The 24,465-nt window shown below is 59.1% G+C and carries 19 protein-coding genes and 3 pseudogenes; 5 read left to right on the forward strand and 17 right to left on the reverse strand.

What is annotated here, in order from left to right; all coding sequences use genetic code 11:
* Positions 1–26: 26 nt before the first annotated feature.
* The 10 genes and pseudogenes from P3R38_RS08615 to P3R38_RS08660 all read right to left on the reverse strand — a co-directional run.
* Positions 27–1,175, reverse strand: a complete 1,149-nt coding sequence (locus tag P3R38_RS08615) for a M14-type cytosolic carboxypeptidase (protein WP_023379716.1) — start codon at positions 1,173–1,175, stop codon at positions 27–29.
* Positions 1,176–1,254: 79 nt separating this feature from the next.
* Complete coding sequence (locus P3R38_RS08620; protein ID WP_347176209.1) at positions 1,255–1,602, reverse strand: hypothetical protein; 348 nt, start codon at positions 1,600–1,602, stop codon at positions 1,255–1,257.
* Between the two features lie 451 nt (positions 1,603–2,053).
* The gene (locus tag P3R38_RS08625; protein ID WP_277686996.1) at positions 2,054–2,794 is read right to left on the reverse strand and encodes a hypothetical protein; all 741 of its coding nucleotides are present in this window, start codon (positions 2,792–2,794) and stop codon (positions 2,054–2,056) included.
* A gap of 2 nt (positions 2,795–2,796) precedes the next feature.
* Positions 2,797–3,198: a hypothetical protein gene (locus tag P3R38_RS08630; protein ID WP_277686997.1), complete on the reverse strand. Its 402-nt coding sequence runs from the start codon at positions 3,196–3,198 to the stop codon at positions 2,797–2,799.
* A pseudogene (locus P3R38_RS08635) lies at positions 3,191–4,222 on the reverse strand (RHS repeat protein); the annotation flags it as partial. The gene P3R38_RS08630 and the pseudogene P3R38_RS08635, both read right to left, overlap by 8 nt.
* A 361-nt stretch (positions 4,223–4,583) precedes the next feature.
* On the reverse strand, positions 4,584–5,165 hold the full coding sequence (locus P3R38_RS08640) for a DUF1963 domain-containing protein (RefSeq protein WP_177429818.1): 582 nt from the start codon (positions 5,163–5,165) through the stop codon (positions 4,584–4,586).
* Between the two features lie 398 nt (positions 5,166–5,563).
* Positions 5,564–7,051 (reverse strand): annotated as a pseudogene (locus tag P3R38_RS08645) (RHS repeat-associated core domain-containing protein); the annotation flags it as partial.
* A gap of 90 nt (positions 7,052–7,141) precedes the next feature.
* Positions 7,142–7,549: a hypothetical protein gene (locus P3R38_RS08650; RefSeq protein ID WP_277686998.1), complete on the reverse strand. Its 408-nt coding sequence runs from the start codon at positions 7,547–7,549 to the stop codon at positions 7,142–7,144.
* Positions 7,550–7,837: 288 nt separating this feature from the next.
* Positions 7,838–8,518 (reverse strand): hypothetical protein, encoded by a 681-nt coding sequence (locus P3R38_RS08655; protein ID WP_252189437.1) that lies wholly within the window; start codon positions 8,516–8,518, stop codon positions 7,838–7,840.
* 131 nt (positions 8,519–8,649) lie between these two features.
* Positions 8,650–8,895: pseudogene (locus tag P3R38_RS08660) on the reverse strand (type VI secretion system tip protein VgrG); the annotation flags it as partial.
* A 436-nt stretch (positions 8,896–9,331) separates the two neighbouring features.
* Here P3R38_RS08660 and P3R38_RS08665 point away from each other — a divergent pair.
* The 5 genes from P3R38_RS08665 (at position 9,332) to P3R38_RS08685 (ending at position 14,354) form a co-directional block, all read left to right on the forward strand.
* Complete coding sequence (locus P3R38_RS08665) at positions 9,332–9,886, forward strand: XRE family transcriptional regulator (RefSeq protein WP_186599149.1); 555 nt, start codon at positions 9,332–9,334, stop codon at positions 9,884–9,886.
* Between the two features lie 27 nt (positions 9,887–9,913).
* On the forward strand, positions 9,914–11,260 hold the full coding sequence (locus P3R38_RS08670; protein ID WP_027907633.1) for a glutamine synthetase family protein: 1,347 nt from the start codon (positions 9,914–9,916) through the stop codon (positions 11,258–11,260).
* Positions 11,261–11,344: 84 nt separating this feature from the next.
* A complete protein-coding gene (locus P3R38_RS08675) occupies positions 11,345–12,118 on the forward strand; it encodes a gamma-glutamyl-gamma-aminobutyrate hydrolase family protein (RefSeq protein ID WP_277686999.1) in 774 nt (257 codons plus the stop codon).
* A gap of 70 nt (positions 12,119–12,188) precedes the next feature.
* Positions 12,189–13,547 carry an aspartate aminotransferase family protein gene (locus P3R38_RS08680; RefSeq protein ID WP_104881965.1) on the forward strand — a complete coding sequence of 453 codons (1,359 nt, stop codon included), beginning with the start codon at positions 12,189–12,191 and terminating at the stop codon, positions 13,545–13,547.
* 252 nt (positions 13,548–13,799) lie between these two features.
* Positions 13,800–14,354, forward strand: coding sequence for an XRE family transcriptional regulator (locus P3R38_RS08685; RefSeq protein WP_202676025.1), 555 nt, complete (start codon positions 13,800–13,802; stop codon positions 14,352–14,354).
* A 140-nt stretch (positions 14,355–14,494) separates the two neighbouring features.
* Here the strand turns inward: P3R38_RS08685 and P3R38_RS08690 are convergent, their stop codons facing one another.
* From P3R38_RS08690 to gloB, 7 genes are all read right to left on the reverse strand, one after another.
* Positions 14,495–16,105: an ABC transporter ATP-binding protein gene (locus tag P3R38_RS08690; RefSeq protein ID WP_023379728.1), complete on the reverse strand. Its 1,611-nt coding sequence runs from the start codon at positions 16,103–16,105 to the stop codon at positions 14,495–14,497.
* Position 16,106: 1 nt separating this feature from the next.
* The gene (locus P3R38_RS08695; protein ID WP_023379729.1) at positions 16,107–17,126 is read right to left on the reverse strand and encodes an ABC transporter permease; all 1,020 of its coding nucleotides are present in this window, start codon (positions 17,124–17,126) and stop codon (positions 16,107–16,109) included.
* Between the two features lies 1 nt (position 17,127).
* Entirely contained in the window at positions 17,128–18,201 is a 1,074-nt protein-coding gene (locus tag P3R38_RS08700) for a microcin C ABC transporter permease YejB (protein WP_023379731.1), read from the reverse strand.
* A 1-nt stretch (position 18,202) separates the two neighbouring features.
* Entirely contained in the window at positions 18,203–20,044 is a 1,842-nt protein-coding gene (locus tag P3R38_RS08705) for an extracellular solute-binding protein (protein ID WP_277687000.1), read from the reverse strand.
* Complete coding sequence (locus tag P3R38_RS08710) at positions 20,041–21,870, reverse strand: extracellular solute-binding protein (protein ID WP_218279022.1); 1,830 nt, start codon at positions 21,868–21,870, stop codon at positions 20,041–20,043. The genes P3R38_RS08705 and P3R38_RS08710 overlap by 4 nt, the downstream gene beginning before the upstream one ends.
* Positions 21,871–22,114: 244 nt before the next feature.
* Positions 22,115–23,542, reverse strand: coding sequence for a transglycosylase SLT domain-containing protein (locus P3R38_RS08715; protein ID WP_023379736.1), 1,428 nt, complete (start codon positions 23,540–23,542; stop codon positions 22,115–22,117).
* Positions 23,543–23,642: 100 nt separating this feature from the next.
* A complete protein-coding gene (gloB, locus tag P3R38_RS08720) occupies positions 23,643–24,422 on the reverse strand; it encodes a hydroxyacylglutathione hydrolase (protein WP_023379738.1) in 780 nt (259 codons plus the stop codon).
* Between the last annotated feature and the right edge of the window lie 43 nt (positions 24,423–24,465).

Genomic DNA, 24,465 nt, shown 5'->3' on the forward strand with positions numbered 1-24,465 from the left:
GCTGGCCGGCGAGGACGCCGACAACCTCAACGCAAATCATCGACCATCTTCGACAATGTCTCCAACACTGCCCCGGCCAACGCTTTCGACCGCGCCCCCGACCATCCGGTCTCAGGGTTGGGCGCATCGTCATGATCCTTGAACGGCATCTCCAGGGTCAGCGACAGGCAGTCATGGGCCATGCCCACCGCATTGCACGCCAGGGTCGTATTGGCCTGCCCCGGTTCGTCACGGGTATAGCCATATTCGGTCTGAAAGTCTGGCGTCACCCTGCACAGCGTGCTGCGGAACTGCGCCTCCAGCTTCGCCAGCCGCGGCGTGTACCCTGGGTTGCCTTCACAGGCGGCGGTGAACACATGCGGAATTTCCTCATCGCCATGCACGTCGATGAACGCATCCACGCCGTACTGTTTCATCTGCGCCTGGGCGAAGAACACTTCTGGGCTGAGCTCGACGCTGGCGTCCTGCCAGGCCCGGTTGAGGTCCTTGCCCTTGAAGTTGGTGCGCAGGTGGCCGAGGACGGCGCCGTCGGGGTTCATGTTCGGGATCAGGTACAGGTCTGCCTTGGCCAGCAGTTGCTGCACCACCGCGTCGTTGGCTTGCAGGCGGTCGATCACACCCTCCATGAACCACTCGGCCATGTGCTCGCCCGGATGCTGCTGGGCGATCAGCCACAACTTGCGTTTGTTTGCAGCGCCATCGCCTGCGCGCAGCAACGGAATATCGCGGCCCTGCACGCTGCGGCCGCTAGCCAGCAGCTCGACTCCCGGAATCTGCCGGGCGCGTTCGATCAGCTGGTTGTGACGGGCGCGGGGGTAGGGCTCGAAATAAGCGAACCAGATCTGCTCCTGTTCGGCCTTCACTTCGAATGACAGGGCCTTGCCATCGAACTGGCTGGGGACCCGGAACCAGGATTGCTGGTCGTAGGACGCCACCGCGTTGTAGCCACTCCAGGCGTTCTTGTAGGAAGACTGCGAAGCGTTGTCCAGGCTGAAGCGATGGACCTGGCCGGGCGTGAGACCGCTGACCTTGAAGTGGAACCACTGGAAATGGCCGCTGTGCGTGTCCGGGCGGATGGCCAGGTGCACCCGGCTCGGGTTGCTGGCATCCAGTACCTGGATGTTGCCGGAATCGAAATCGCAGTCGATTTTCAGGGGGGACAGCGTTGCGGTCATTGTCAGGCTCCTGGGATTTTCGTGGGGGTACTGTACACCGCCTTGGGGCTCGGCGTGCACCAGCGTTTAGGTTGAGTTCCTAGGTCTTCTGGCCCAGCAGGTTGCCCACCGGGTCGTACTGATAGGCCAGGTGACCACGGCGGGTGTCGTGGATGTCGGTCAGCTGGCCGACGGCATCGTATTGATACTGGCGCTTGAGCAACGTGGACTTGCCGTCGTGGCTACCCAGCCATTGCGCCTGCAGGCGACCCGCCGGGTCCCACGCCTGGGTCTGCATCAGCTGGTTGCCCTGATGCTGGACCACCTCACGGTGCAGAGCATCGCGCTCGTAGGCCAGCAGCTCATGCTGGTCAAGGGGCATGCCCAGCACATGACCGCTGCCGTAGGTGAGCGTGCTGACCTTATGGCCATCGGGGCGAAGGCTCACCGTGCTCAGGTTTCTACGACCATCCAGCTGGTCCTACCGATATCTACATTGTCCTAATTCCAGCTAATGCTTTCTCCAAAACGCTCAAGTTGCTAGAGATTGTCAAGTCTGGTTTTTCACTAGACCATATACCCTCATAATTTTTGACCTTTCAACCAGCCTACTTACCTTTCCTGCAAGCTCACTCTCATAACCACACCCCTAACAAACGCGCCTTTACATTCAGTTAAGCGACCATTCAGAATACAATCTAACAGACAAATAGAAAATTCCTTACTGTCTACTTGCTCCGCCCAGCCAGAAGCAATTTCACATACCCCACCAACAGATCAATCCAGCAAGCAGGTGACTCATTGAACGATACATTCTCTTCAAGCGCCGCCCTCCAATTACCGAGGTAGATGAAAGTGATATTGGCGCAATGGCGAGCCTCGCAACCCACTAATTCCTATTAAAGGTAAGAAGCTAGTAGTTTGAAACCTTTAAGATACTCGCGAGCCATCTCAAGCTCAGCGTCTTCTAACGCCCACACGGAGAAACCTTTCTGGACTGAGCATTCGCCATACCGCTCCATCGCTTGGGTGAGAGCCTGCCGTTTATCGTGCGGCAAGGCCTCAATCTTCCGGCTTGAGTACATATTCAGTTGGTAAATATCTCGAATATATGAGCCCGTGTCATTGGACCATTGTTTTTTCATCCAAGCCCCAGCCTCAGATCGTCGCCCCCACATAAGTGGATGAATTTCATCAGGCATATAGATACCTCTCGCATACCCGGTACCATATGCGTGAGTCTCGACATATGCATAGGCGTAGTCATATGCTTCAACAACATGACCCATCATCAAAAATGAGTCAAGGAGGTCACTTAATCGAATTTTTTCTTTATTAGCAGAGAGCATTAAGCCCGTACCGTTAGAAAAAACCACGGAAAAATCAGAGTTCAGCACCTCACTAACCTCACCTTTTCTCCACTTGCGCTCAGAATATAACTCTATTGCTTCTAACTTCCCCAAGCTCAAGTCTTGTAAATGTTTTTTTTCATTAAACTTCACAACCTTACCGCCACTGCCGCCAGATCGCTCAACGTCACCACGCTCAGAAATCCATCGTTTTACATCAGGGTAAACTGACAGCAGATTTGTTTTGACATCTGAAACAGAATGAGCCACCAAAAAACAGTAATAATCCATACTCAATTCTTCCTTAACGTTTTTCCAGTAGCAGTATAGTCCCCTGCACGAGCCCTGAGGCCTTGTAGAGTTATTCTTCCCTTCGCCTCAAGCCTAGTCAGTTGGTCAGTCGGAGATGGTACTTCAACAATATCCACACTACCATCTTTACGAAGCCCGGTTACATCTGGACGAGTAATAGGATCAGTTGGTACACCTGTTACGGTCTTGACTGCTACGTTAACACCAACTTTCTCATAATCACCACTATTAGCCATCTGCAGAGCAATATCTTCGGACAGTTGCGCATGACCATCACCACCAGTCTTCTGCCCAGTACCGATAATTGGACAGCCATTAACGAGTCTTACTGGCTGCTTTTTCGCTAATCCAAGAGGATCAATCCACTCCACAGGGTTCGTCATGGAACCATTGCAGCTTGCTGTCGGCATTGATGGCCTGGATCAGCTTGCCGTTGCCGTCGTAGGCAAAGGTTTCTTCCTGGCGCTGGTCGCCCTGGCGGGCGACTCGGGAAACGATCCTTCCCACGGCGTCGAAGGACACCTGGGTAAGACGCTGACCGACCTGGGTGCTGGCCAGTCGACCGCTGTCCGGGTCGTACTGGTAGCGGGTGACCAAACCATCGAAGCCCTTTTCTTCCAGCAGGCGGCCGACCGGGTCGTACAGGAACGTGGCCTTGCTGTCGTTCTCGTTCTCCAGCCCGATCAGGCGGCCCAGCTTGTCCCAGCGGTAGCGCAAGGTGTGCTCGTTGGCGTCGACCCGTTCGACCAGTTTGCCGGCCGCGTCGTAGGACCAGGTGGTGCAGCGGTCCAGCGCGTCGACGTGGGCCAACAGGCGGCCTTCGGCATCGCGTTCGAAACGCTCTTCGGTGTTGTCGGGGTGGGTGACTTTCGCCAGCTGACCGGCCTTGTACGTGTAGGTGGTCTTGTTGCCCGCCGCATCGGTGAACAGCACCAGACGACCGACGTCGTCGTACTCCCATTGACTGGTCTTGCCCGAGCAGTCGGTGTACTCGATCAGCTGGTCCGCCGCGTTGTACGCCAGCTTCTTCTCGTTGCCGTTGGCATCCTTGATCGCCTTCACCAGGCCCGAAGGCGTGTAGGTGAATTCGGTCTTGTTGCCCAGCGGGTCGGTGGTTTCGACCAGGTTGCCTTTCCGGTCGTAATCACGCAGCCACAGGCCGCCTTCTGCGTCGCGGATCTTGATCGGGTGACGACGGTCGTCGTAGGCAAAGTGCGTCTTGCTGTGGTCGGCACGGATATGGCGAATGACGCTGCCTTGATCGTCGTAGTCGTAGCGGTCTTCGCTGCCATCGGCGTGCACGTGGCGCAGGAGCTTCTTGCGCTCATCGCGGAACAGCCACTCGGAGCGTTCGTCCGGGTAGCGGATGTGATACAGATGGCCCTGGATATCGTAGTAGTACCAGGTACTTTTGGCCTAAAGTCCTGCGGAAACGAGAAAGATCAATGTACTCCCGAACACTCTTAAAATCACCACCCAAAAAAGCACATTGCTTTTTCGTGCAAATGCATAGTGATAGACTTCAAGAAGTCCGCTAAATATATTGTAGCCTATCTTTTTTTGCGTAATTCCTCACATATAGATCTGTCGAAAACAGAATTGCGCTATACATTCTGACGTGATGTTATGACCAAAACCCTTGCCAAGGATCCCTCGGTAGCGCAGCCCCTTCACGCATTAAATTCATATAAAGGGGCGCATTGACTCCAGCGACACCAGAATGGGAGACCTTATAATCCGACATCACCAAAGCCCGATTAAATAAACATCAAGTCGTTTGAACTATAAATCTACCTTGCACTTCGCCATCTAGCCTCCCGAGTAGCAGTGTCCCTATACCACCTACAAGAATTCCCTTATGTGAAGGAACCGCTTTATTCAAGCGGGAGCTATTAATCTGTAGGACATAGCTCATTCCTGGCGTAAATTCTTCATCCTGGAGCCAGCATGGAGTCCCACCAATCTTTGCGATCCCATTTTCATTACTGTCTTCGCCTTGATTTTTGACAACAGAAATCAATCTTGGCGGTAAAAAATCCGTACCATAGCCATAAATTGGCTGCGCGCCCGGAGAATAAATCAACACATCTCCTCCTTCCTCCATGACCTCATCAATATAGTCATCACTCATTTTAGAGTAGGGTACAAATACAGAGGCCAACTTAGCACCATCCAGCTTGACATCACTGTATTCAGCCAAAAAGGAAAGCGGAAAACACGCTAAGTGGAGCTTAGGGTTGCCTTGACGGTCTAAAGGCCAGCTTATGGAGCCTGGTAGGTGCGCCCCACCGCCTAGATAAGGTTTACGCAGATCAAATTCGCCCTCTTCAAAAGTCAATTCATTAAACATCCCACACCTCCAAATCAAATCGTACAAGGACAGTTCGACAAGAACTGCTCCGCTTCCTGCCTTAACTGCCGGGCTCGAGAGGCCGGCAGGCCTGATGTTCGCAACGCTCCCTGCCAAATATCCATCTGACGCCTACTAGGACGTCCGTTTGTATCATATTGAAACTCATCCCGGCCAAGCCCTAAGTGCTCAGCAGCAAGCTTGTTCTCATTTCTGTGAACTTGCTGATGCATGGTTTTTGGTATGGCAATTGAAGGATTCGCTTTATTTCTAACCCCCTCAGGCGTCAGACGCATTTGCTCCAGCAACTCATTCCTCACAAACTCATGGGCATCCAACTTGTCTCCTCTATTGGGTTTGCTGGTTAAACTCCCGTAAGTTCCAAGCTGGCAATCTCTTGCAAGCCCGAGCATGTCGCGCCAACCGATGGGGTTCGGTGCGTACTCAAAAAGATTCAACCCTCCACCGTAGCTGATCGGGTCCTGGCTCACAAACCGCCCAACCCTCGGATCATAGTACCGATACCGGTTGTAATGCAGCCCGGTCTCATGATCGTGGTACTGCCCCTGGAAGCGAATCGGGTTGCTCATCCCAACCTGCTTGGCCCAGTCCGAGCGCACCTCGCTCACTTCCCCCCACGCCTTGTACTGCCCCGCCCACGCCACCTCTGCGTGGTGGTCGGTCAGCTCCATCGGCGTGCCCAGGTGATCGCACTGGTACCAGGCAATCGCATCGATCGGCTGCGGTTTCACTTCGTGCTGCCACAGCGGGTCCTGGTCGATGTCGTATTCGCGTCCACGCCAGTCCGGCTGCCATAACAGGCGAATCGGTGCCTTGCGCAGCGCCTGCGCAACGGGCACGAAGCTGTCCGGTTCGTACAGGTAGTGCACGGTCCGCCCGGTTTCGCCTTCGTCCTGCGGCGGCGAGCTTTCCCAGGCGAGGTTGTCGCCATCCCAGCCGTACAGCGTGTAACCGCAACCCAGTTCGCGCTGGCGCTTGGCGCGTTGCATCTGGTTCCAGCCGCTGCCCGCACGGGGATCGTCGTAGTGATGCGCGGTCGAGTGTTTGTGCAGGCGACGGCCCAGGGCGTCGTAGCTGTACGCGACGCTGAGCTTGCCATCGTCGAAGCGGACCAGACGGTCGAACAGGTCCCAGGTCAGGCGGGCCTTGTCGCCGTTATGCAGGCGGTGGATGAGGTTGCCGCGTTCGTCGTACTGGTAATGCGTGCCGGCGTACTCGCGCAGCAGGTTGTCCATCAGCTTGTTGCGACGCGGGTCGCTTTCCAGCGGGTGGTTGAGTTCCTGGGTCTTCTGGTCCAGCAGGTTGCCGGCCGGGTCGAAGGCGAAGGTCTCGACACCCAGGCGACTGGTGGCTTGCAGCAGACGGCCCACTGGGTCGTACTGATAAGCCAGGTGACCACGGCGGGTGTCGTGGATGTTGGTCAGCTGGCCGATGGCATCGTATTGATACTGGCGCTTGAGCAACGTGGACTTGCCGTCGTGGCTACCCAGCCACTGCGCCTGCAAGCGACCCGCCGGGTCCCACGCCTGGGTCTGCATCAGCTGGTTGCCCTGGTGCCGGACCACCTCACGGTGCAGAGCATCGCGCTCATAGGCCAGCAGCTCATGCTGGTCGATGGTCATGCCCAGCACGTGACCGCTGCCGTAGGTGAGCGTGCTGACCTTATGGCCATCGGGGCGAATCGTCGCCGTGCGCAGGTTCAGCGCGTCGTACTCGTGCCTCCACACCGCGACCATCGGCACAGCGGTCTTGAGGTAGTACTGATGCTCGCGAGTGAGGTTGCCCGCTTCGTCATGGAACCATTGCAGCTTGCTGTCGGCATTGATGGCCTGGATCAGCTTGCCATTGCCGTCGTAGGCAAAAGTTGCCTAGCACCTTGCCCAACCAAGTCCAGCAGTTGCCGGTTCCTGCTTTTGACCAGTTGACCACGCCGTCCTAGTCTAGCGCGACACTAATTAGCCACTTAACTTCGCACGGGCTTTGTTAACTGAATCCTTAAGCACAAGAACATCGCTCTCGGTAATCTTCAGACTCTTTATTTCCTTCATCATTTCGATTGAGCGAAGCACGGCATCAAGCATTAAGCTCACCTGCCTTGACTCATCCGCCTCTTTGAACTCATTGACAGGTATTTGAACACGAACTTCAATAACCTTACGCGCCTTGTGGTACTTCTTCACTTCGGGATAGTCAATGACTCGCTCGTCTGGCATTAAAATTGAAATGAACGTCCACGAGTTCGCGCCACATTCTAGCGAAACATCAGACAGAGTCTCTACCAGTACATCTTTTACTCTTTTTCGAGCAATTTGAGCGGCATTTCCGACAATAACATGTTGTTCACTTGAAGTGCTAAAAATCATACGGCACCTTAATAATCGCTTTTATTCAGAGGAGGTCTTTTGCCGTCTTTACTTACAGCCTTGTAATCCAATATCTGCTGATGCTGCCACGCATGCATTTCCCACTTTGTCCCCGATGCCTCCTCCTGCATATATGCGTTATTTTCCTTGAGATATTTTTCTGTATACCTGCGTTTACCCATAGTAGTCTCACCGTAGTTTAGAACGCTATGATCGTCTTCATCCCTCAAGGTATATCCAATAGCGGGTTTAGTAGAATTGAGACTATTCCCATGAGTACCATCCTTCTCACACGGACGCCCCGAAGAAGTTGCTGATCGCCGCCTTGGGGTCGTTGAGCAACTGGTCGCTGGCGGCTGCCATCTGCTTGCTCGCCGCCGCCTTGTCGCCCTGGGCGTCGAGTTGGCCGAGCACGACTTTCTCCAGGCCCGTGGCAATTTCGCCAGTCACCTTGGTACCCAGATCGCCCGCGTCCTTGAGAATGCCGGCGATCTTTGGCTGTGCCTGGGTCACAAAGTCGTCGAGGGTCCCGGCGATGGTGGCGTTGAGGTGGCCCATCAGCACCGTGATCAGCGAGTCGCCCAGCAGCATCTTGGCGCTGTTGCGCAGCTCCTGGCGGACCAGGAACAAGGTCGGGCGCAAGCTCATGCGGGCGGCGGCCATGGTCGGCGGCGCTGGCAATACGCCGATCAGGTTGATGCCCAGGCTGACCCAGTCGAGCACCTGGCGGTGCTTGCTCTTGACCAGGGTGACCACATCGCCCAGGGCGTCGACCAGGGCCATGATGTTGCCCACCACCGGCAAGGCACCGGCCACGGTCTTGATCCGTTCGAGGGTGACGTAGCCGCTGCTGACCGACTGCAACCAGGCGTCGAAGGCGGCGGCGCCGCGGCCCACGTCCTTGGCGTCGATGGTGTTGAGTGGGGCGACCGCGACTTGCGCTTCGCGTTGCTTGGATTCGCCACTCATGCCAGCACCTCACTGCCCAGCGGGCGCTTGCCCGGGTTGGCGGGAGGGCTCAGCGTCGGCAGCGTCGGCAGTTGCACCTGTTGCAGCGCGGCCTGGCCGCTCTGGGCCAGTTTCATGCCGGTGCTGGCCAGGGACTTGCCCTTGACGGCGCGATGGATCAGGCCGTGCAGACCGCGGCCGCTGTCGTCGAGCTGGAGGAAGGCGGGTTTGTGCAGCAGGCGTTCCAGGTCCAGCGAAGGGCGTTCGCTGACCAGCTCGAGGTCAATGGCATAGGCGTGGCTGATGGCTTCCGTGCCGTTGAAGGCGAGGACCTGGAAATCGTGCTCCAGGCCGTCGATGTGCAAGCTGAAATGGGTCTGGTTCGCGGCGGCAAACATCCCTGTCCTCCTTTGGGAAAACGTAGCGAAAACGACTGCTGTCCGTCGCGCGAACACGGCAGGGAACGGAACCGAAGTCCGGGAAATGGGCTGGTTAGGCGCGAAGCCTGCGCCGTGGCAATCACTGGAAACACTACGGGAAAGGGATTCCCAGGTATGTCAGACGCGGGTCGACACGACTCGTAGGATTGGGACTACAGCGGGTGGAAGGGCTAAACGTCGCACTTGCTCGGCATTCTCTCTGCGATGCCTGTTGAGCTTTGCGGCAAAGGTTGCACTGCGCATCAGTGTCGGGCTTCTTGACGGCAAGCCGGCTCCTACAGGATTGGAGTGGGCTTGCCCTTGGCCAGAAAATGACACGTCGCTTGACTCGTGAATTTTTTCATGTATTTTTTCATGAAAAATAAGTCTAAAAAATTCACGGTGGTTCTAAGCGATGAAGATGCACGAAGAGGTTGAGGCCCTGGCGATCCTTATTCACGACCTGCGCAAATTCAAGAACCTGTCGTTGAGCGAACTGGCTGAGCGCGCTGATCGTTCGGTGGGCTACCTTTCCCAGGTCGAGCAGGGTGCTACCCGTCCCACCGTGGCGGACCTTACCGCAATCAGCGAAGCGCTCGGCGTTTCCACCGCATACTTCTATAACCTGAGCAAGCCTCGCGCCGTCAGTTGGGTGACTCGCCCTCATGAGCGACGCACGTTGTACTTCGGCTCGGGCATTACCGATGCGCTCGCTTCGCCCACTATCGCTGGCGCCTTCTCCATGCTCGACAGCCTTCTCGAGCCGGGTGCGACCAGTGGCGAGCAGTACCTGAGCGACCGTTCGGAACAGGGCTGCTTCGTGCTCGAGGGTGACCTGACGGTGTGGTTGGACGACAGCGACGCCGTGACACTCCAGGCAAACGACAGCTTCCAGCTGCAACCCCACGCGCACTTGCGTTACGCCAATCTGACGGACAAGCCCACCCGCGTGCTTTGGGTATTCAATTGAATTCGTTCACATCACAAGGATAAGAAGATGAGTCTCATCTTTCCGGATCTGTTGACTGAAGTGCGCTCGTTCCGAGCGGAACACCCAGAAGTACGGTATGTCGACCTGATTGCACTGGATATTCCCGGGCACTTTTATGGCAAGCGATACCCAATGGACATGCTCGAGAAAGTCGCAGCCGGCGCCCCGCTGAAGGTGCCGCAGAATTGTGTACTGCTGGGCACCCAGGGTGGCCTCTACCCGATTGGTGACTACTGCTTTGCCGATGGAGACCCGGATGCAGCACGGCGCCTGGTGCCTGGGACGTTGAGACCGGTGCGCTGGGAAAAGGAAGTGATCGCACAGATGCTGATGACTTCGGACGGCACTGCAAATCCTATCGAGTTCGAGCCCCGTGAAGTGCTGGCCCGTGTCGTCGAACGTCTTGCCAAGCGCGGCATCCGCCCGGTCGTGGCCTTCGAGCTTGAGTTCTACCTGTTCGATCGCAAGCTCAAGGACGGCCTGCCGCGGTTCCCGCGCGATACCGCGACTGACGATGAAGATGATCAGCCGAACATGCATATCGAACGGTTGTCGCGATTTTCGTCCGTACTGCATGAGATGGTCGATGTCGCTAACGAGCAGGGCGTGCCGGCAAACGTCATCACGGCGGAGCTTGGCCCTGGCCAGTTCGAAATCAACTTCTCCCACAGCGACGATGCGCTGAGCGCGGCGGACTGGTCGGCGCTGTTCTGCCGCAGCACTCGCGGTGTCGCGATGAAGCATGGCTATCGTGCAAGCTTCATGAGCAAGCCATACCTGGACGCCCCGGGCAGCGGGATGCATGTGCATGTGAGTCTGTACGACGACGCTGGCAACAACATCCTCGCCGGTCGCGAACAGCGCAACTTGCGCCATGCGGTGGCCGGGTGCCTGGAGCTGCTTCCCCATTGCATGCCGATCTTCGCACCCAACCATAATGCCTACCGCCGCTACGGGGCCATGGTCAACGCTGCCAGCGTTGCGAGCTGGGGCTTCGAAGACCGCGACGCCTGCATTCGCATTCCCGAGTCCGACTCGCGCAACGTGCGTATCGAACACCGGCTCGCCGGCGCCGATGCCAATCCGTACCTGGTGCTGGCGGCCATCCTGACTGGGATGGAGCATGGCCTGGATCGCGGCATCGAACCCATTGCGCCACTGAACGACAACCGCAAGAGCGGTATCGACTTTCCCAAGGATGCCCTGAGCGCAATAGCCGCCATGCGCCACCATCCGGTGGTCAACGAGGGGCTAGGCAGTGAGTTCGTGATGGTCTACTGCGAAAACAAATACCAGGAGCAACTGGATTTTCTCAATGACATCAGTGCTCGCGAATATCGCTGGTTCTTGTAAGTGCCAATAGCCAAGTCATGACGCTGCACCCTCTATTCAACAAGTTTGAATATAACTCCCAACACTGATTTGCCGGAGGATGATATGCCACGTGTGCCCGTTATTGGCATCACAGCATGCACCCGCATGATTGAACAGCATGCGACCCAGATTATCAGCGAGAAGTATGCGCGCGCTGCGGCCAAGGCGGCGTGTGGTTTACCAATCGTGATTCCCAGTCTCGCTGACTTGATGGATACCGCCGACATAATCGACACGGTGGATGGGCTGATCTTTACCGGCTCGCCGTCCAATATCGAACCTTTCCATTACAACGGCCCAGCCAGTGCACCGGGAACTCATCACGACCCTGTGCGCGACGCCACGACTTTACCGCTCATGCGTGCAGCCATCGCGGCAGGCGTTCCGGTACTTGGCATTTGCCGTGGCTTCCAAGAGATGAATGTTGCGCTGGGTGGCACCTTACATCAGAAAGTTCATGAGACGGGTTCATTCATGGACCACCGCGAGGGCAAGGATGAACCCATGGAAAAGCAATATGGCCCGCGCCACACGATGCATATACAGCCAGGCGGCATGATGGACCGCATGGGGTTGCCGGCGATCATCGATGTCAATTCCATACATGGCCAGGGCATAGATGTGTTGGCGCCTGGGTTAAGGGTGGAAGCGCTTGCACCGGATGGCCTGGTGGAAGCGATCTCGGTGGAAGGCAGCAAGGGATTTGCCCTGGCCGTGCAATGGCACCCGGAGTTTCAGGTGCTGGAAAACCCACATTACCTGACGATCTTCCAGTCGTTTGGAAAAGCCTGCCGGCAACGTTCGGTGCTGCGCCAACTGATGTTGAAGTCCGCCTGAAAACTGCCCGATCCCGCATATAGAAAAGTATCCGCGCAGCCCGCCTGCGTATATTGATGGAGAGAAGTCGATGAGTGAAAAGAATTCGCAGACCCTTGCCTGGCAAGCGATGAGTCGTGACCATCACCTGGCACCTTTCAGCGATGTCAAACAACTTGCCGAGAAAGGCCCGCGTATCATTACCTCGGCCAAGGGCGTGTACCTGTGGGACAGCGAAGGCAACAAGATCCTCGATGGCATGGCCGGCCTGTGGTGCGTGGCGGTCGGCTACGGTCGTGACGAGCTGGCCGACGTGGCCTGCCGGCAGATGAAGGAACTGCCGTACTACAACTTGTTCTTCCAGACCGCGCACCCACCCGCGTTGGAACTGGCCAAGGCGATTGCCGACGTGGCCCCGCAAGGCATGAACCATGTGTTCTTCACCGGCTCCGGTTCCGAGGGCAACGACACCGTGTTGCGCATGGTTCGTCACTACTGGGCGATCAAGGGCAAGAAGAGCAAGAAGGTCATCATTGGCCGCATCAACGGTTACCACGGCTCCACCGTGGCCGGTGCGGGGCTGGGCGGCATGAGCGGCATGCACCAGCAGGGCGGCCTGATTCCGGATATCGTGCACATCCCGCAGCCGTACTGGTTTGGCGAAGGCGGCGACATGACCGAGGCCGAATTCGGTGTGTGGGCGGCCGAGCAGCTGGAACAGAAGATTCTTGAGGTTGGCGTGGACAATGTCGCCGCCTTCATCGCTGAGCCGATCCAGGGAGCCGGAGGTGTCATCATTCCGCCGCAGACCTACTGGCCGAAGGTCAAGGAAATTCTGGCCAAGTACGACATCCTGTTCGTCGCCGACGAGGTGATCTGCGGCTTCGGTCGAACCGGCCAGTGGTTCGGTACCGATTACTATGGCCTTGAGCCCGACCTGATGACAATCGCCAAGGGCCTCACCTCTGGCTACATCCCCATGGGCGGTGTGATCGTGCGTGACGAAGTGGCCAAGGTGCTCGGCGAAGGCGGTGACTTCAACCATGGCTTCACTTACTCCGGTCACCCGGTGGCGGCTGCGGTAGGCCTGGAAAACCTGCGTATCCTGCGCGACGAGAAGATCATCGAGCGGGTCCGCGAAGAAACCGCGCCCTACCTGCAAAAGCGCCTGCGCGAGTTGGCCGACCACCCGCTGGTGGGCCAAGTGCGCGGGTTGGGCATGCTCGGTGCGATCGAGCTGGTGAAGGACAAAGCCACTCGGGCGCGCTACGAAGGCCAAGGGGTCGGCATGATCTGCCGCCAGCACTGTTTCGACAATGGCCTGATCATGCGCGCCGTGGGCGATACCATGATCATCGCGCCGCCACTGGTCATCAGCATCGAAGAGATCGACGAACTGGTGGAAAAGGCGCGCAAGTGCCTGGACCTGACCTACCAGGCCATTCAGTGAGGGTAGGGCGTCTCGGTAGGGGCCAAGCGGTTCCCGCCGAGGGGCTCGCTTCACTGCCTTGAAGCAAGCGCGGTGGCGGGCTTGATTTGTGAAGGCATTCCTGTATTTTCCATGCCAATCATTTCTATGTTGCTTAGCCGCGCTTGATCTTGGGTCGTACGTTTACTTCGCACAAACTCGTGAACCCGCCTTCATGTTGTCGAGCCCATTGAAGATCACGGCATGCGATGTTCTTGCGTTCAAGGTTCAAGCATGAAAGTTCACGAAGAAATTGAAGAGCTGGCTGTACTCATTCGCGACTTGCGCAAGTTCAAAGGCCTGACACTGGGCGAGCTGGCTCAACGTATTGGCCGTTCGGTGGGTTTTCTCTCCCAGGTAGAACGGGGCGTGTCGCGTCCAACCGTGGCGGACTTGACGGCGATCAGTGAAACGCTCGGTGTGTCGACGGCGTACTTTTACAACCTGGACAAACCCCGTGGGCTTGACTGGGTAACCCGTCCTGAGGCCCGTCGTACGCTGCATCTGGGCGGTGGTATTACCGATGTGCTGGTCTCGCCCACGATCAACGGGGCTTTTTCCATGCTGGACAGCCACCTCGAACCAGGGGCTAGCAGCGGGGAGGAATACCTGGATGACAGTTCGGAGCAGGGCTGCTTCGTGCTCGAAGGCGAGTTGACGGTCTGGCTGGACGACGGTGAGCCTGTGACGCTTCGCACCAATGACAGCTTTCAGTTGCAATCCCACGCACGTTTTCGTTACGCCAACCTAACGGACAAACCCACCCGCGTGCTTTGGGTCTTCAATTGAGGCACGCGCAGTGAGACTGTTTTTTCGCCAGCTCGCCGAGGCTCGTGACCTTCTGCAGGGTGTGCTGAAACCACACGCTCGGCGAGCAGAAGACGCGGTACGCCTCCTGATCCCCGAGTAGTTGGTTTTTCGCGGGCAACCTATCCGACCGCTTCCACTTCCAGGAACGCCGCCTCCAGCAGCTGCCGCGTATAGGCATGCTGCGGCGCATGGAAGATTGTCTGCGCATCCCCTTGTTCCACCACATGTCCATGCTTGATCACCATCAACTGGTGACTCAGCGCCTTGACCACCGCCAGGTCATGACTGATGAACAGGTAGGTAAGGTTGTACTTGCTCTGCAGATTGCGCAGCAATTCCACGACCTGCCGTTGTACGGTCCGGTCCAGCGCTGAAGTTGGCTCGTCCAGCAAGATCAGTGCAGGCTTCAACACCAAGGCCCGGGCAATCGCGATCCGCTGACGTTGGCCTCCGGAAAACTCATGGGGATAACGGTGACGGGTCCGCGGATCGAGCCCCACTTCCTCCAGTGCCGCGATAATCGCCGCTTCCTGTTCCTGCGCAGTGCCGATGCGGTGGATACGCAAACCCTCGCCGACGATGTCCGCCACGCACATGCGCGGGCTCAGGCTGCCGAAGGGGTCCTGGAACACCACCTGCATTTCCCGCCGCAGTGGCCTGACTTCCTTCTGGTTCAAGCGCTCCAGGTTCTGCCCGTGGAACCGGATTGCCCCCTGGCTTGAAATCAAGCGCAGGATGGCCAAGCCCAATGTCGATTTACCGGAGCCGGACTCACCCACGATCCCTAGCGTCTGCCCCTGGGGCAGGCTGAAGTTGACGCCATCCACCGCCTTCACATGGTCAACCGTGCGCCGCAGAAGCCCCTTTTTGATCGGGAACCAGACCTTGAGGTCCTTCACCTCCAGTAGCGGCGCGCCCTCCGGGTTATGTGCAGGCAAACCGCTGGGCTCGGCGTTGATCAGCATCTGCGTGTAAGGGTGTTGCGGTGCGCTGAACAGTTGGCTGCAGTCGGCTTGCTCGACGATCTGTCCGCGTTGCATCACGCACACGCGGTGGGCGATGCGCCGCACCAGGTTGAGGTCGTGGCTGATCAACAACAGGGCCATGCCCAGGCGCTTCTGCAGTTTCTTGAGCAGCTCAAGAATCTTCAGCTGAACTGTCACGTCCAGTGCCGTGGTTGGTTCGTCGGCGATCAGCAGTTCAGGCTCGTTGGCCAGGGCCATGGCGATCATCACCCGTTGGCGCTGGCCGCCGGACAGTTCATGGGGCAAGGCCTTCAGACGCTTCTTCGGCTCGGGAATACCGACCATTTCCAGCAGTTCGAGGGTGCGGGCGGTGGCTTGCTTGCCCGTCAGGCCCTTGTGTATCAGCAGGATCTCGTTGATCTGTTTCTCGATGCAGTGCAGCGGGTTCAAGGAGGTCATTGGCTCCTGGAAGATCATCGCGATGCGGTTGCCGCGAATGTGGCGCATGGCCTTTTCGCTTTGATGCAACAGGTCCTTCCCCTCGTAGCGGATGCTGCCGCCGGGGTGGCGTGCGAGGGGGTAGGGCAGCAAGCGCAGGATCGAGTGGGCGGTCACCGATTTGCCCGAACCGCTCTCGCCGACCAGGGCCAGGGTCTCGCCCTTGCGGATGTCGAAACTGATGCCATCGACCACGCGGTTGACCTGCTCGCCGGTGACGAACTCCACCGCAAGGTCACGGACTTCGATCAGGTTGTCTTCGCTCATGTCATTTCCTCGGGTCGAAGGCGTCACGGGCGGACTCGCCGATGAACACCAGCAGGCTCAACATCACCGCCAGTACGGCGAAGGCGCTGATGCCCAGCCAGGGCGCCTGCAGGTTGGATTTGCCCTGGGCCACCAGCTCACCCAGCGAAGGCGCGCCGGGCGGCAGGCCGAAGCCGAGGAAGTCCAGGGCGGTCAGGGTGCCGATGGCGCCAGTGAGGATGAAGGGCATGAAGGTCATGGTCGAAATCATCGCGTTGGGCAGGATGTGCCGGTACATGATCGCGCCATTGCGCATGCCCAGGGCACGGGCGGCGCGCACGTATTCGAGGTTACGCCCGCGCAGGAACTCGGCGCGGACCACGTCCACCAGGCTCATCCAGGAGAACAGCAGCATGATCCCCAGCAGCCACCAGAAATTGGGCTGAACGAAACTTGCCAGGATGATCAGCAAGTACAGCACCGGCAAGCCCGACCAGACCTCCAGGAAGCGCTGTCCGGCCAGGTCGACCCAGCCGCCGTAGTAGCCCTGCAAGGCGCCGGCAATGACGCCGACGATGGAGCTGAGCACGGTCAGCGTCAGGGCGAACAGCACCGAAACGCGGAAACCGTAGATCACTCTGGCCAGCACGTCGCGTCCCTGGTCATCGGTGCCCAGCCAGTTGTCGGCCGAAGGCGGCGCAGGGGCTGGGACCTTTAGGTCGTAGTTGATGCTCTGGTAGCTGAACGGAATCGGCGCCCACAGCACCAGGCTGTCTTTCTTGGCCAACAGCTCGCGGATATACGGGCTCTTGTAGTTGGCCTCCAGCGGGAATTCGCCGCCAAAGGTGGTCTCTGGGTAGCGCTTGAACGCCGGGAAATACCATTGGCCGTCGTAACGCACGGCGATGGGTTTGTCGTTGGCGATCAGTTCGGCACCCAGGCTCAGGCCGAACAGAATGATGAACAGCCACAATGACCACCAGCCCCGGCGGTTGGCCTTGAAGCGCTCGAAGCGCCGACGGTTGAGAGGGGACAGGGCCATGTCAGTGCTCCCGGCTGGCGAAGTCGATGCGTGGATCGACCAGGGTGTAGGTCAGGTCGCCGATCAGTTTCACCACCAGCCCCAGCAGGGTGAAGATGAACAGGGTGCCGAAGACCACCGGGTAATCGCGGTTGATCGCCGCTTCGAAACTCATCAGCCCCAGCCCATCGAGGGAGAAGATCACCTCGATCAGCAGCGAGCCGGTGAAGAAGATTCCGATGAAGGCCGACGGGAAGCCGGCGATCACCAGCAGCATGGCGTTGCGGAACACATGGCCGTACAGCACCCGCGACCGGCTAAGGCCCTTGGCCTTGGCGGTGATCACATACTGTTTGTTGATCTCGTCGAGGAAACTGTTCTTGGTCAGCAGGGTCATGGTGGCGAAGTTGCCGATCACCAGCGCGGTAATCGGCAGTACCAGGTGCCAGAAGTAGTCCAGTATCTTGCCGCTGGTGGACAGCGCGTCGAAGTTGTTCGAGGTCAGGCCTCTGAGCGGGAACCAGTCGAAGTAGCTGCCGCCGGCGAACAGCACGATCAGCAAAATGGCGAACAGGAACGCGGGAATGGCATAGCCGACGATGATCGCCGAGCTGGTCCAGACGTCGAAGTGGCTGCCGTGACGCACTGCCTTGGCGATCCCCAGGGGGATCGACACCAGGTACATGATCAGGGTGCTCCACAGCCCCAGCGAGATCGACACCGGCATCTTCTCTGCAATCAGATCGATGACCTTGGCGTCGCGGAAGAAGCTTTCCCCAAAATCCAGTTGGGCGTAGTTCTTGATCATGATCCACAACCGTTCCGGCGCCGACTTGTCGAAGCCGTACATCCGCTCGATCTCGGCGACCAGCGCCGGGTCAAGGCCTTGCGCCCCTCGGTAGCTGGAACCGGCCACCGAGACCTCCGCGCCACCGCCGGCGATGCGGCTGGTGGCGCCTTCGAAGCCTTCGAGCTTGGCGATCATTTGTTCCACCGGGCCACCGGGGGCGGCCTGGACGATGATGAAGTTGATGATCAGGATGCCGAACAGCGTTGGAATGATCAGCAGCAGGCGTCGCAGGATGTAGGCCAGCATGTCAGTTGGCCTCATCGGCAGGGGCCGCTGTATCCGGCGTGGCCGGGGCGACTTCGGGCTTGATCCACCAGGTGTCGATGCCCACGTCGTATTTGGGCGACACGTTCGGGTGGCCGACGTTGTTCCAGTAGGCCACGCGCCAGGTCTTGATGTGCCAGTTGGGGATCACGTAGTAGCCCCAGAGCAATACACGGTCCAGTGCCTTGGTATGGTTGATCAGGCTCTGGCGCGAATCGGCGTTGATCAACTGCTCGACCAGTTGGTCGATGGCCGGGTCGCGCAGGCCGATGAAGTTGCGGCTGCCGGGGTTGTCGGCGGCGGCGCTGGTCCAGTACTCGCGTTGCTCGTTGCCGGGCGAGTTGGACTGCGGGAAACCACCGACGATCATGTCGAAGTCGCGCGAGCGCAGGCGGTTGATGTACTGGGAAACGTCGACCCGGCGGATGTTCAGGTCGATGCCCAGGTCGGCCAGGTTGCGCTTGAACGGCAGCAGGATACGCTCGAACTCGGTCTGTGCCAGCAGAAACTCGATGGACACCGGCTTGCCCTGGGCATCGACCATCTTGTCGTCGACGATCTTCCAGCCGGCGTCCTGCAGCAGCTGGTATGCCTTGCGCTGTTGCTCGCGGATCACGCCGCTGGCATCGCTGACCGGGTTGTGGAATGCCTCGGTGAAGACCTGCTCGGGGATCTTGCCGCGCAAAGGGTCGAGAATCTTCAGTTCATCGGCGCTGGGTAGGCCACGGGCGGCCATTTCGGAGTTTTCGAAGTAGCTGCCGGTGCGGGTGTAGGCACCGTTGAACAGCTGTTTGTTGGTCCATTCGTAGTCCAGCAGCAGGCTCAGCGCTTCGCGTACGCGTACGTCCTGGAACAGCGGGCGGCGCAGGTTGAAGATAAAGCCTTGCATACCGGTTGGGTTGCCGTTGGGCAGCTCTTCGCGAATCAAGCGACCTTCACGTACCGCCGGTACGTTGTAGGCGGTGGCCCAGTTCTTCGCGCTCATTTCCAGCCAGTAGTCGAATTGCCCGGCCTTGAGCGCTTCCAGGGCCACGGTGTTGTCGCGGAAAGCGTCGAAGGTCATGGCGTCGAAGTTGTAGAAACCTCGGTTGATCGGCAGGTCCTTGGCCCAGTAGTCCTTGACCCGCTCGTAGCGAATCGAACGGCCAGCCTTGACCTCGGCCACCTTGTACGGGCCGCTGCCCAGCGGAATTTCCAGGTTGCCGCGGGTGAAGTCGCGGCCCTCGTACCAGTGCTTGGGCAGCACTGGCAGTTGGCCGAGAATCAGCGGCAGCTCACGGTTGTTCCCGTGCTTGAACTTGAACAGCACCCGCAGCGGATCTTCGGCGACCACTTCGGCCACGTCGGCATAGTACTGCCGGTACAGCGGCGCCCCTTGCTTGGTCAGGGCATTGAAGGTGAACACCACATCGTCGGCCCGCATCGAGTGGCCGTCATGGAAGCGGGCTTCGGGGCGCAGGTAGAAGCGCACCCAGCTGTTGTCCGGGGCTTTTTCGATCTTGCCGGCCACCAGGCCATACTCGGTGAACGGCTCGTCCAGGCTCTGGCGCATCAACGTGTCGTAGATGATGCTGATGTTGTCGGCGGCGACCCCTTTGTTGATGAAGGGGTTGAGGCTGTCGAAGCCGCCGAAGCTGGACTGACGGAAGGTACCGCCCTTGGGGGCGTCCGGGTTGACGTAGTCGAAGTGCTTGAAGTCGGCCGGATACTTGGGCGCTTCGTCGTAAAGGGTAAGCGCATGTTGTGGCGCGGCCAATGCCGGTAGGCTCAGGCAGGCGAGCAACAGGCTGCCTGCCAGCCGGCGCAGTCGATGCGTTGGCATCATTGGGCTTTCTCCGAAGTCTTGAGCCACCAGCTGTTCAAGCCCAGTGTATAGGGCGGTGTGGCGACGAAAGCGAACCGGTTGCGGTACGCCAGGCGGTGATTGTCGAGATACCAGTTGGGAATCATGTAGTAATGCCACGAAAGCACACGGTCCAGGGCGCGGGCGGCGGCGACCTGGTCGTCGCGGGTACGGGCGGCGAGCAACGTGTCGAGCAGGTGGTCGACCACCGGGTCCTTGACCCCAGCATAGTTCTTGCTGCCCTTGGTGGTCGCCTGGCTGGAGTGGAAGTACAGCCATTGCTCGAGCCCAGGGCTGAGGGTCTGGTTCAGGGTCATCAGGATCATGTCGAAATCGAACTGGTCCAGGCGCTGTTTGTACTGGGCCCGGTCCACGGTGCGCAGGCGCGCGTCGATACCGATGCTCGCCAGGTTTTCGACATAAGGTTGCAGGATGCGTTCAAGGTTGGGGTTAACCAGCAACAGTTCCATGCGCAACTGCTGGCCTTTGTTGTTCACCAGGCGTTGGCCGTCAAGCTTCCAGCCGGCTTGGGCGAACAGGGCCAGGGCCTGGCGCAGGGTCTGGCGGTTGATACCGCGGCCATCGGTGTGGCTGACCTTGTAGGGCTCGGTGAACAGCTTATCTGGCAACTGGTCGCGGAACGGTGCGAGCAGCAGCCATTCCTTGCCGGTGGGCAGGCCGGTCGCCGCGAACTCGCTGTTGGGGTAGTAACTGGTCGAACGCCGGTAGGCGCTGCTGAACAGGGTGCGGTTGGTCCACTCGAAATCGAGCATCAGGCCCAGGGCCTGACGAACCTGCGCATCGCTGAAGGTGGCGCGGCGGCTGTTCATGAACAGCCCTTGGGTCTGGGTCGGAATGCGGTGGGGTATTTGCGCCTTGATCACATCACCCCGGCGCACCGCCGGAAAGTTGTAGCCGTTCGCCCAGTTCTTGGCCTGGTGCTCGATATAGATGTCGAATTCGCCGGCCTTGAAGGCTTCGAAGGCCACCGTGGCGTCGCGGTAGAACTCGTACTCGACACGGTCGAAGTTGTACTTGCCCCGGTTGACCGCCAGGTCCTTGCCCCAGTAATTCTTCACACGCTCGAACACCAGGCTGCGGCCTGGCTGCACCTGGGTGATGCGGTATGGACCGCTGCCCAGCGGCGGCTCGAAGGTTGTGGCCTTGAAGTCGCGGTTTTGCCAGTAATGCTTGGGCAGCACTGGCATTTCTCCCAAACGCAGGATCAGCAAGGGGTTGCCAGTGCGCTTGAACACGAAGCGGATACGCAGCGGCCCAAGAATATCCACCCGCCGCACTTCCTGCAGATTGGTGCGGTAGATCGGGTGGCCCTCCTTGAGCAGGGTTCGGTAGGAGAACGCAACGTCTGCCGAAGTGATCGGGTGACCGTCGTGAAATCGGGCTTCAGGACGCAGGTTGAATACCACCCAGCTTCGGTCCTCGCTGTATTCCACCGAGCGGGCGATCAGGCCATAGCTGGAGGTCGGTTCATCACCGGATGGGTCGTACTGGCCGGTACCGATCATCAGCGGTTCGTTTAGCTCGCTAATGCCGTATTGCAGGAAGTTCGGTGTGGTGACCGGGCTGGAGCCCTTGAAGGTGTAGGGGTTGAGCGTGTCGAACGTGCCAAATGCCATGGCCCGCAACGTGCCGCCTTTGGGCGCTTGCGGGTTGACCCAGTCGAAATGGGTGAATGTGGCCGGGTACTTGAGCGTGCCGAACTGCGCGTATCCGTGGCTTTCGCTCACCATCGCGACTGCGGGAAAGCTCAAGGCCAGGCTGAGTGACAGCAGGAGGGGACGTATCAATTCGGCATCCGATCCAGAGGCGTTGGGCTTTGGTCGGGCTACAGTAACAGCTTGGCGGGGTTGGAAAAAGGGTGTCTCGGAAGGCCTGTTCGGCTCCCGCCGATTGCCCGCCAATTCATCGAGTCAGCGTTTATCGGTAGGCGCCGACTTGCCGGCGATCACCGGCGAAGCCGGTGCCATGCACCGCGTCGCGTGCCGCACGGGTTAACCCGCGCCCACAAGCTGCCAAGCAACCCGATGCACATCAGTGCGACAGGTAAACCGTCAGGGTCTGCCCTGGCTTGAGGGCATGCCCGCTGCGCGGGTTCCACCGCTTGAGGTGTTTCATCTCGACGTTGAAACGTTTGGCCACCAGGTACAGCGAATCACCTTTGCGCACCTTGTATTGGGTGGAACGCTTCTGCGACGACGCTACACGGTTGCCCGCCGCGCTGGGCGCGTTGCCACCACGCAGGGCCAGTACCTGGCCTGCACGCAGGCGATTGCCCGGGAGTTTGTTCCAGCGCTGGATATCCTTCACTGAAACACGGTTGGCCTTGGCGATGCTGGCCAGGTTGTCGCCACGCTTGACCCGGTAGCTGCGCGCCGCAGGAGCCTTGGCCTCGGCGACCGCAGCCTCGAACACGGCCTTGCGCGGCTGCAGGCTGACCAGTTGTTCTGGCTTGAGGTTGTTCAGGCTGTCGGACAGCAGTTGCGCTTTGGCCGTTGGCACTAGCAGTTGCTTGGGGCCATCGACGGTCATGCGCTTCTTGAACGCCGGGTTTAGCTGGATCAGTTCGTCTTCGTCGATGTTGGCAAAGGCGGCCACCCGTGACAGGTCGAGGCGATCGTTGATCGCCACGGCTTCGAAATAGGGTTCGTTGGCGATGGGGTTCAGGTTCACGCCATAGGCCTCCGGCGTCATCACCACCTGCGACAGGGCCAGTAGCTTGGGCACGTAGTCGCGGGTTTCCTGTGGCAGCGGCAGGTTCCAGTAGTCGGTGGGCAGGCCAAGCCTCTCGTTCCGCTCGATAGCCCGGCTGACCGTGCCTTCTCCCGCATTGTAGGCGGCAAGGGCCAGCAGCCAGTCACCGTTGAACATGTCGTGCAGGCGGGTCAGGTAGTCCAGTGCAGCGTTGGTGGACGCCGTGATGTCGCGGCGGCCATCGTAGAAGTTGGTCTGGCGCAGGTTGAAGTGGCGACCGGTGGACGGGATGAACTGCCACAGGCCGACGGCATGGGCGCGGGAGTAGGCCATCGGGTTGTAGGCACTTTCGATGGCAGGCAGCAGCGCCAGCTCCAGCGGCATGTCGCGTTCTTCGAGCCGCTCGACGATGTAGTGCAGGTACAGGCTGCCTCGCTCGCCAGCGCTTTCGAGGAAGGTCGGGTTGCTGGCGAACCACAGGCGCTGCTGCTCGATGCGCGGGTTGACGTCGATGTTGTCCTGCAGGGCGAAGCCCTGGCGCATGCGCTCCCACACATCCTGGGGTGCCTGGTCGGCAGGCTTGACCGCCAGTGGCGAAGGCTTGTGCTTGATCCGAGCCTGGTAGTTGTGCGCGCGAACGCTGTCGGATTCGTCGAGCTGACGGGTGCTCTGGCAACCCACCAAGGTGGCGGCCAGGGCCAGCGCACTGATTTTGGCCAGGCGCGTCAGGGCGACGGAATGAGAGGTTCTGCGGCTACGGGAAGACATCGGCTGGGACAGGTTTCCGGGCGAAAAATTTCGGCGATTCTAGAAACCGGTCCCTCCCGGGTCAACCGTTGACCACGGTTTGCGATATATCTTGAGGTTATCAGAAGGTGTCCTTCCAAGACCTCAAGGCAGCAAAAACAGTGACCTGCGTGGGGTTTGAATGTCCCTTCCATTCGTCTGCTTTTTGTTTAACTAATGTTTCAGCGGTACGCAGGAAGGGGTTGGTGAGCCGCTCCAGGCCGATAGTTGATGGCAAGGTGATGCGATTGTCGGCGCGCAGCCGGGTAACGTCCTCGAAACGCTGCAGAACGTGCGGGTTGGAGGGCTCCACGGCCCTGGCGAAACGCAGGTTGCTCAGGGTGTACTCGTGGGCGCAGTAGACCTCGGTACGCTCGGGCAAGGCCGCCAGGCGGGCGAGGGCCGGTTGCATCTGTTCTGGGGTCCCTTCGAACATGCGGCCGCAGCCGGCGGCGAACAGTGTGTCGCCACTGAACAGCAGCGGGGTTGACGGTTGGTCGCTGAAGTAGGCGATATGCCCGAGGGTATGGCCGGGCACGGCCAGCACCTGGAAGGTCACGCCCAGTACGGTCAGCTGGTCGCCCTCGTCCAGCGCCAGGTCGCGGCACGGAATACGCTCGTGGGCCGGGCCGCAGACACGGGCGTCGGTCAGGCGCTTGAGCCGCTCGACACCGCCAACGTGGTCGTTATGGTGATGGGTGACCAGGATGTCTTCCAGCACCCAGCCTGGGTGACTGGTCAGCCAGGCCTCCACTGGGCCGGCGTCACCAGGATCGACCACCGCGCAACGGCGTTTGGCAGTATCCTGTAACAACCAGATGTAGTTGTCGGAGAAAGCGGGGAGAGCATCGATCTGTATCATGGTGCGGATCCGAATCGCCAAGCGGCACATGAAGGCATCTTAG

It is taken from the genome of Pseudomonas sp. NyZ480 (genome assembly GCF_029537255.1).
GTDB lineage: Bacteria > Pseudomonadota > Gammaproteobacteria > Pseudomonadales > Pseudomonadaceae > Aquipseudomonas > Aquipseudomonas taiwanensis.

Excerpts from the sequence above, each read along its gene's own strand:
- P3R38_RS08615 (WP_023379716.1), bottom strand. The coding sequence starts at position 1,175 with ATGACCGCAACGCTGTCCCCCCTGAAAATCGACTGCGATTTCGATTCC.
- P3R38_RS08625 (WP_277686996.1), bottom strand. The coding sequence starts at position 2,794 with ATGGATTATTACTGTTTTTTGGTGGCTCATTCTGTTTCAGATGTCAAA.
- P3R38_RS08630 (WP_277686997.1), bottom strand. The coding sequence starts at position 3,198 with ATGACGAACCCTGTGGAGTGGATTGATCCTCTTGGATTAGCGAAAAAG.
- P3R38_RS08640 (WP_177429818.1), bottom strand. The coding sequence starts at position 5,165 with ATGTTTAATGAATTGACTTTTGAAGAGGGCGAATTTGATCTGCGTAAA.
- P3R38_RS08650 (WP_277686998.1), bottom strand. The coding sequence starts at position 7,549 with ATGATTTTTAGCACTTCAAGTGAACAACATGTTATTGTCGGAAATGCC.
- P3R38_RS08655 (WP_252189437.1), bottom strand. The coding sequence starts at position 8,518 with ATGAGTGGCGAATCCAAGCAACGCGAAGCGCAAGTCGCGGTCGCCCCA.
- P3R38_RS08665 (WP_186599149.1), top strand. The coding sequence starts at position 9,332 with ATGAAGATGCACGAAGAGGTTGAGGCCCTGGCGATCCTTATTCACGAC.
- P3R38_RS08670 (WP_027907633.1), top strand. The coding sequence starts at position 9,914 with ATGAGTCTCATCTTTCCGGATCTGTTGACTGAAGTGCGCTCGTTCCGA.
- P3R38_RS08675 (WP_277686999.1), top strand. The coding sequence starts at position 11,345 with ATGCCACGTGTGCCCGTTATTGGCATCACAGCATGCACCCGCATGATT.
- P3R38_RS08680 (WP_104881965.1), top strand. The coding sequence starts at position 12,189 with ATGAGTGAAAAGAATTCGCAGACCCTTGCCTGGCAAGCGATGAGTCGT.
- P3R38_RS08685 (WP_202676025.1), top strand. The coding sequence starts at position 13,800 with ATGAAAGTTCACGAAGAAATTGAAGAGCTGGCTGTACTCATTCGCGAC.
- P3R38_RS08690 (WP_023379728.1), bottom strand. The coding sequence starts at position 16,105 with ATGAGCGAAGACAACCTGATCGAAGTCCGTGACCTTGCGGTGGAGTTC.
- P3R38_RS08695 (WP_023379729.1), bottom strand. The coding sequence starts at position 17,126 with ATGGCCCTGTCCCCTCTCAACCGTCGGCGCTTCGAGCGCTTCAAGGCC.
- P3R38_RS08700 (WP_023379731.1), bottom strand. The coding sequence starts at position 18,201 with ATGCTGGCCTACATCCTGCGACGCCTGCTGCTGATCATTCCAACGCTG.
- P3R38_RS08705 (WP_277687000.1), bottom strand. The coding sequence starts at position 20,044 with ATGATGCCAACGCATCGACTGCGCCGGCTGGCAGGCAGCCTGTTGCTC.
- P3R38_RS08715 (WP_023379736.1), bottom strand. The coding sequence starts at position 23,542 with ATGTCTTCCCGTAGCCGCAGAACCTCTCATTCCGTCGCCCTGACGCGC.
- gloB (WP_023379738.1), bottom strand. The coding sequence starts at position 24,422 with ATGATACAGATCGATGCTCTCCCCGCTTTCTCCGACAACTACATCTGG.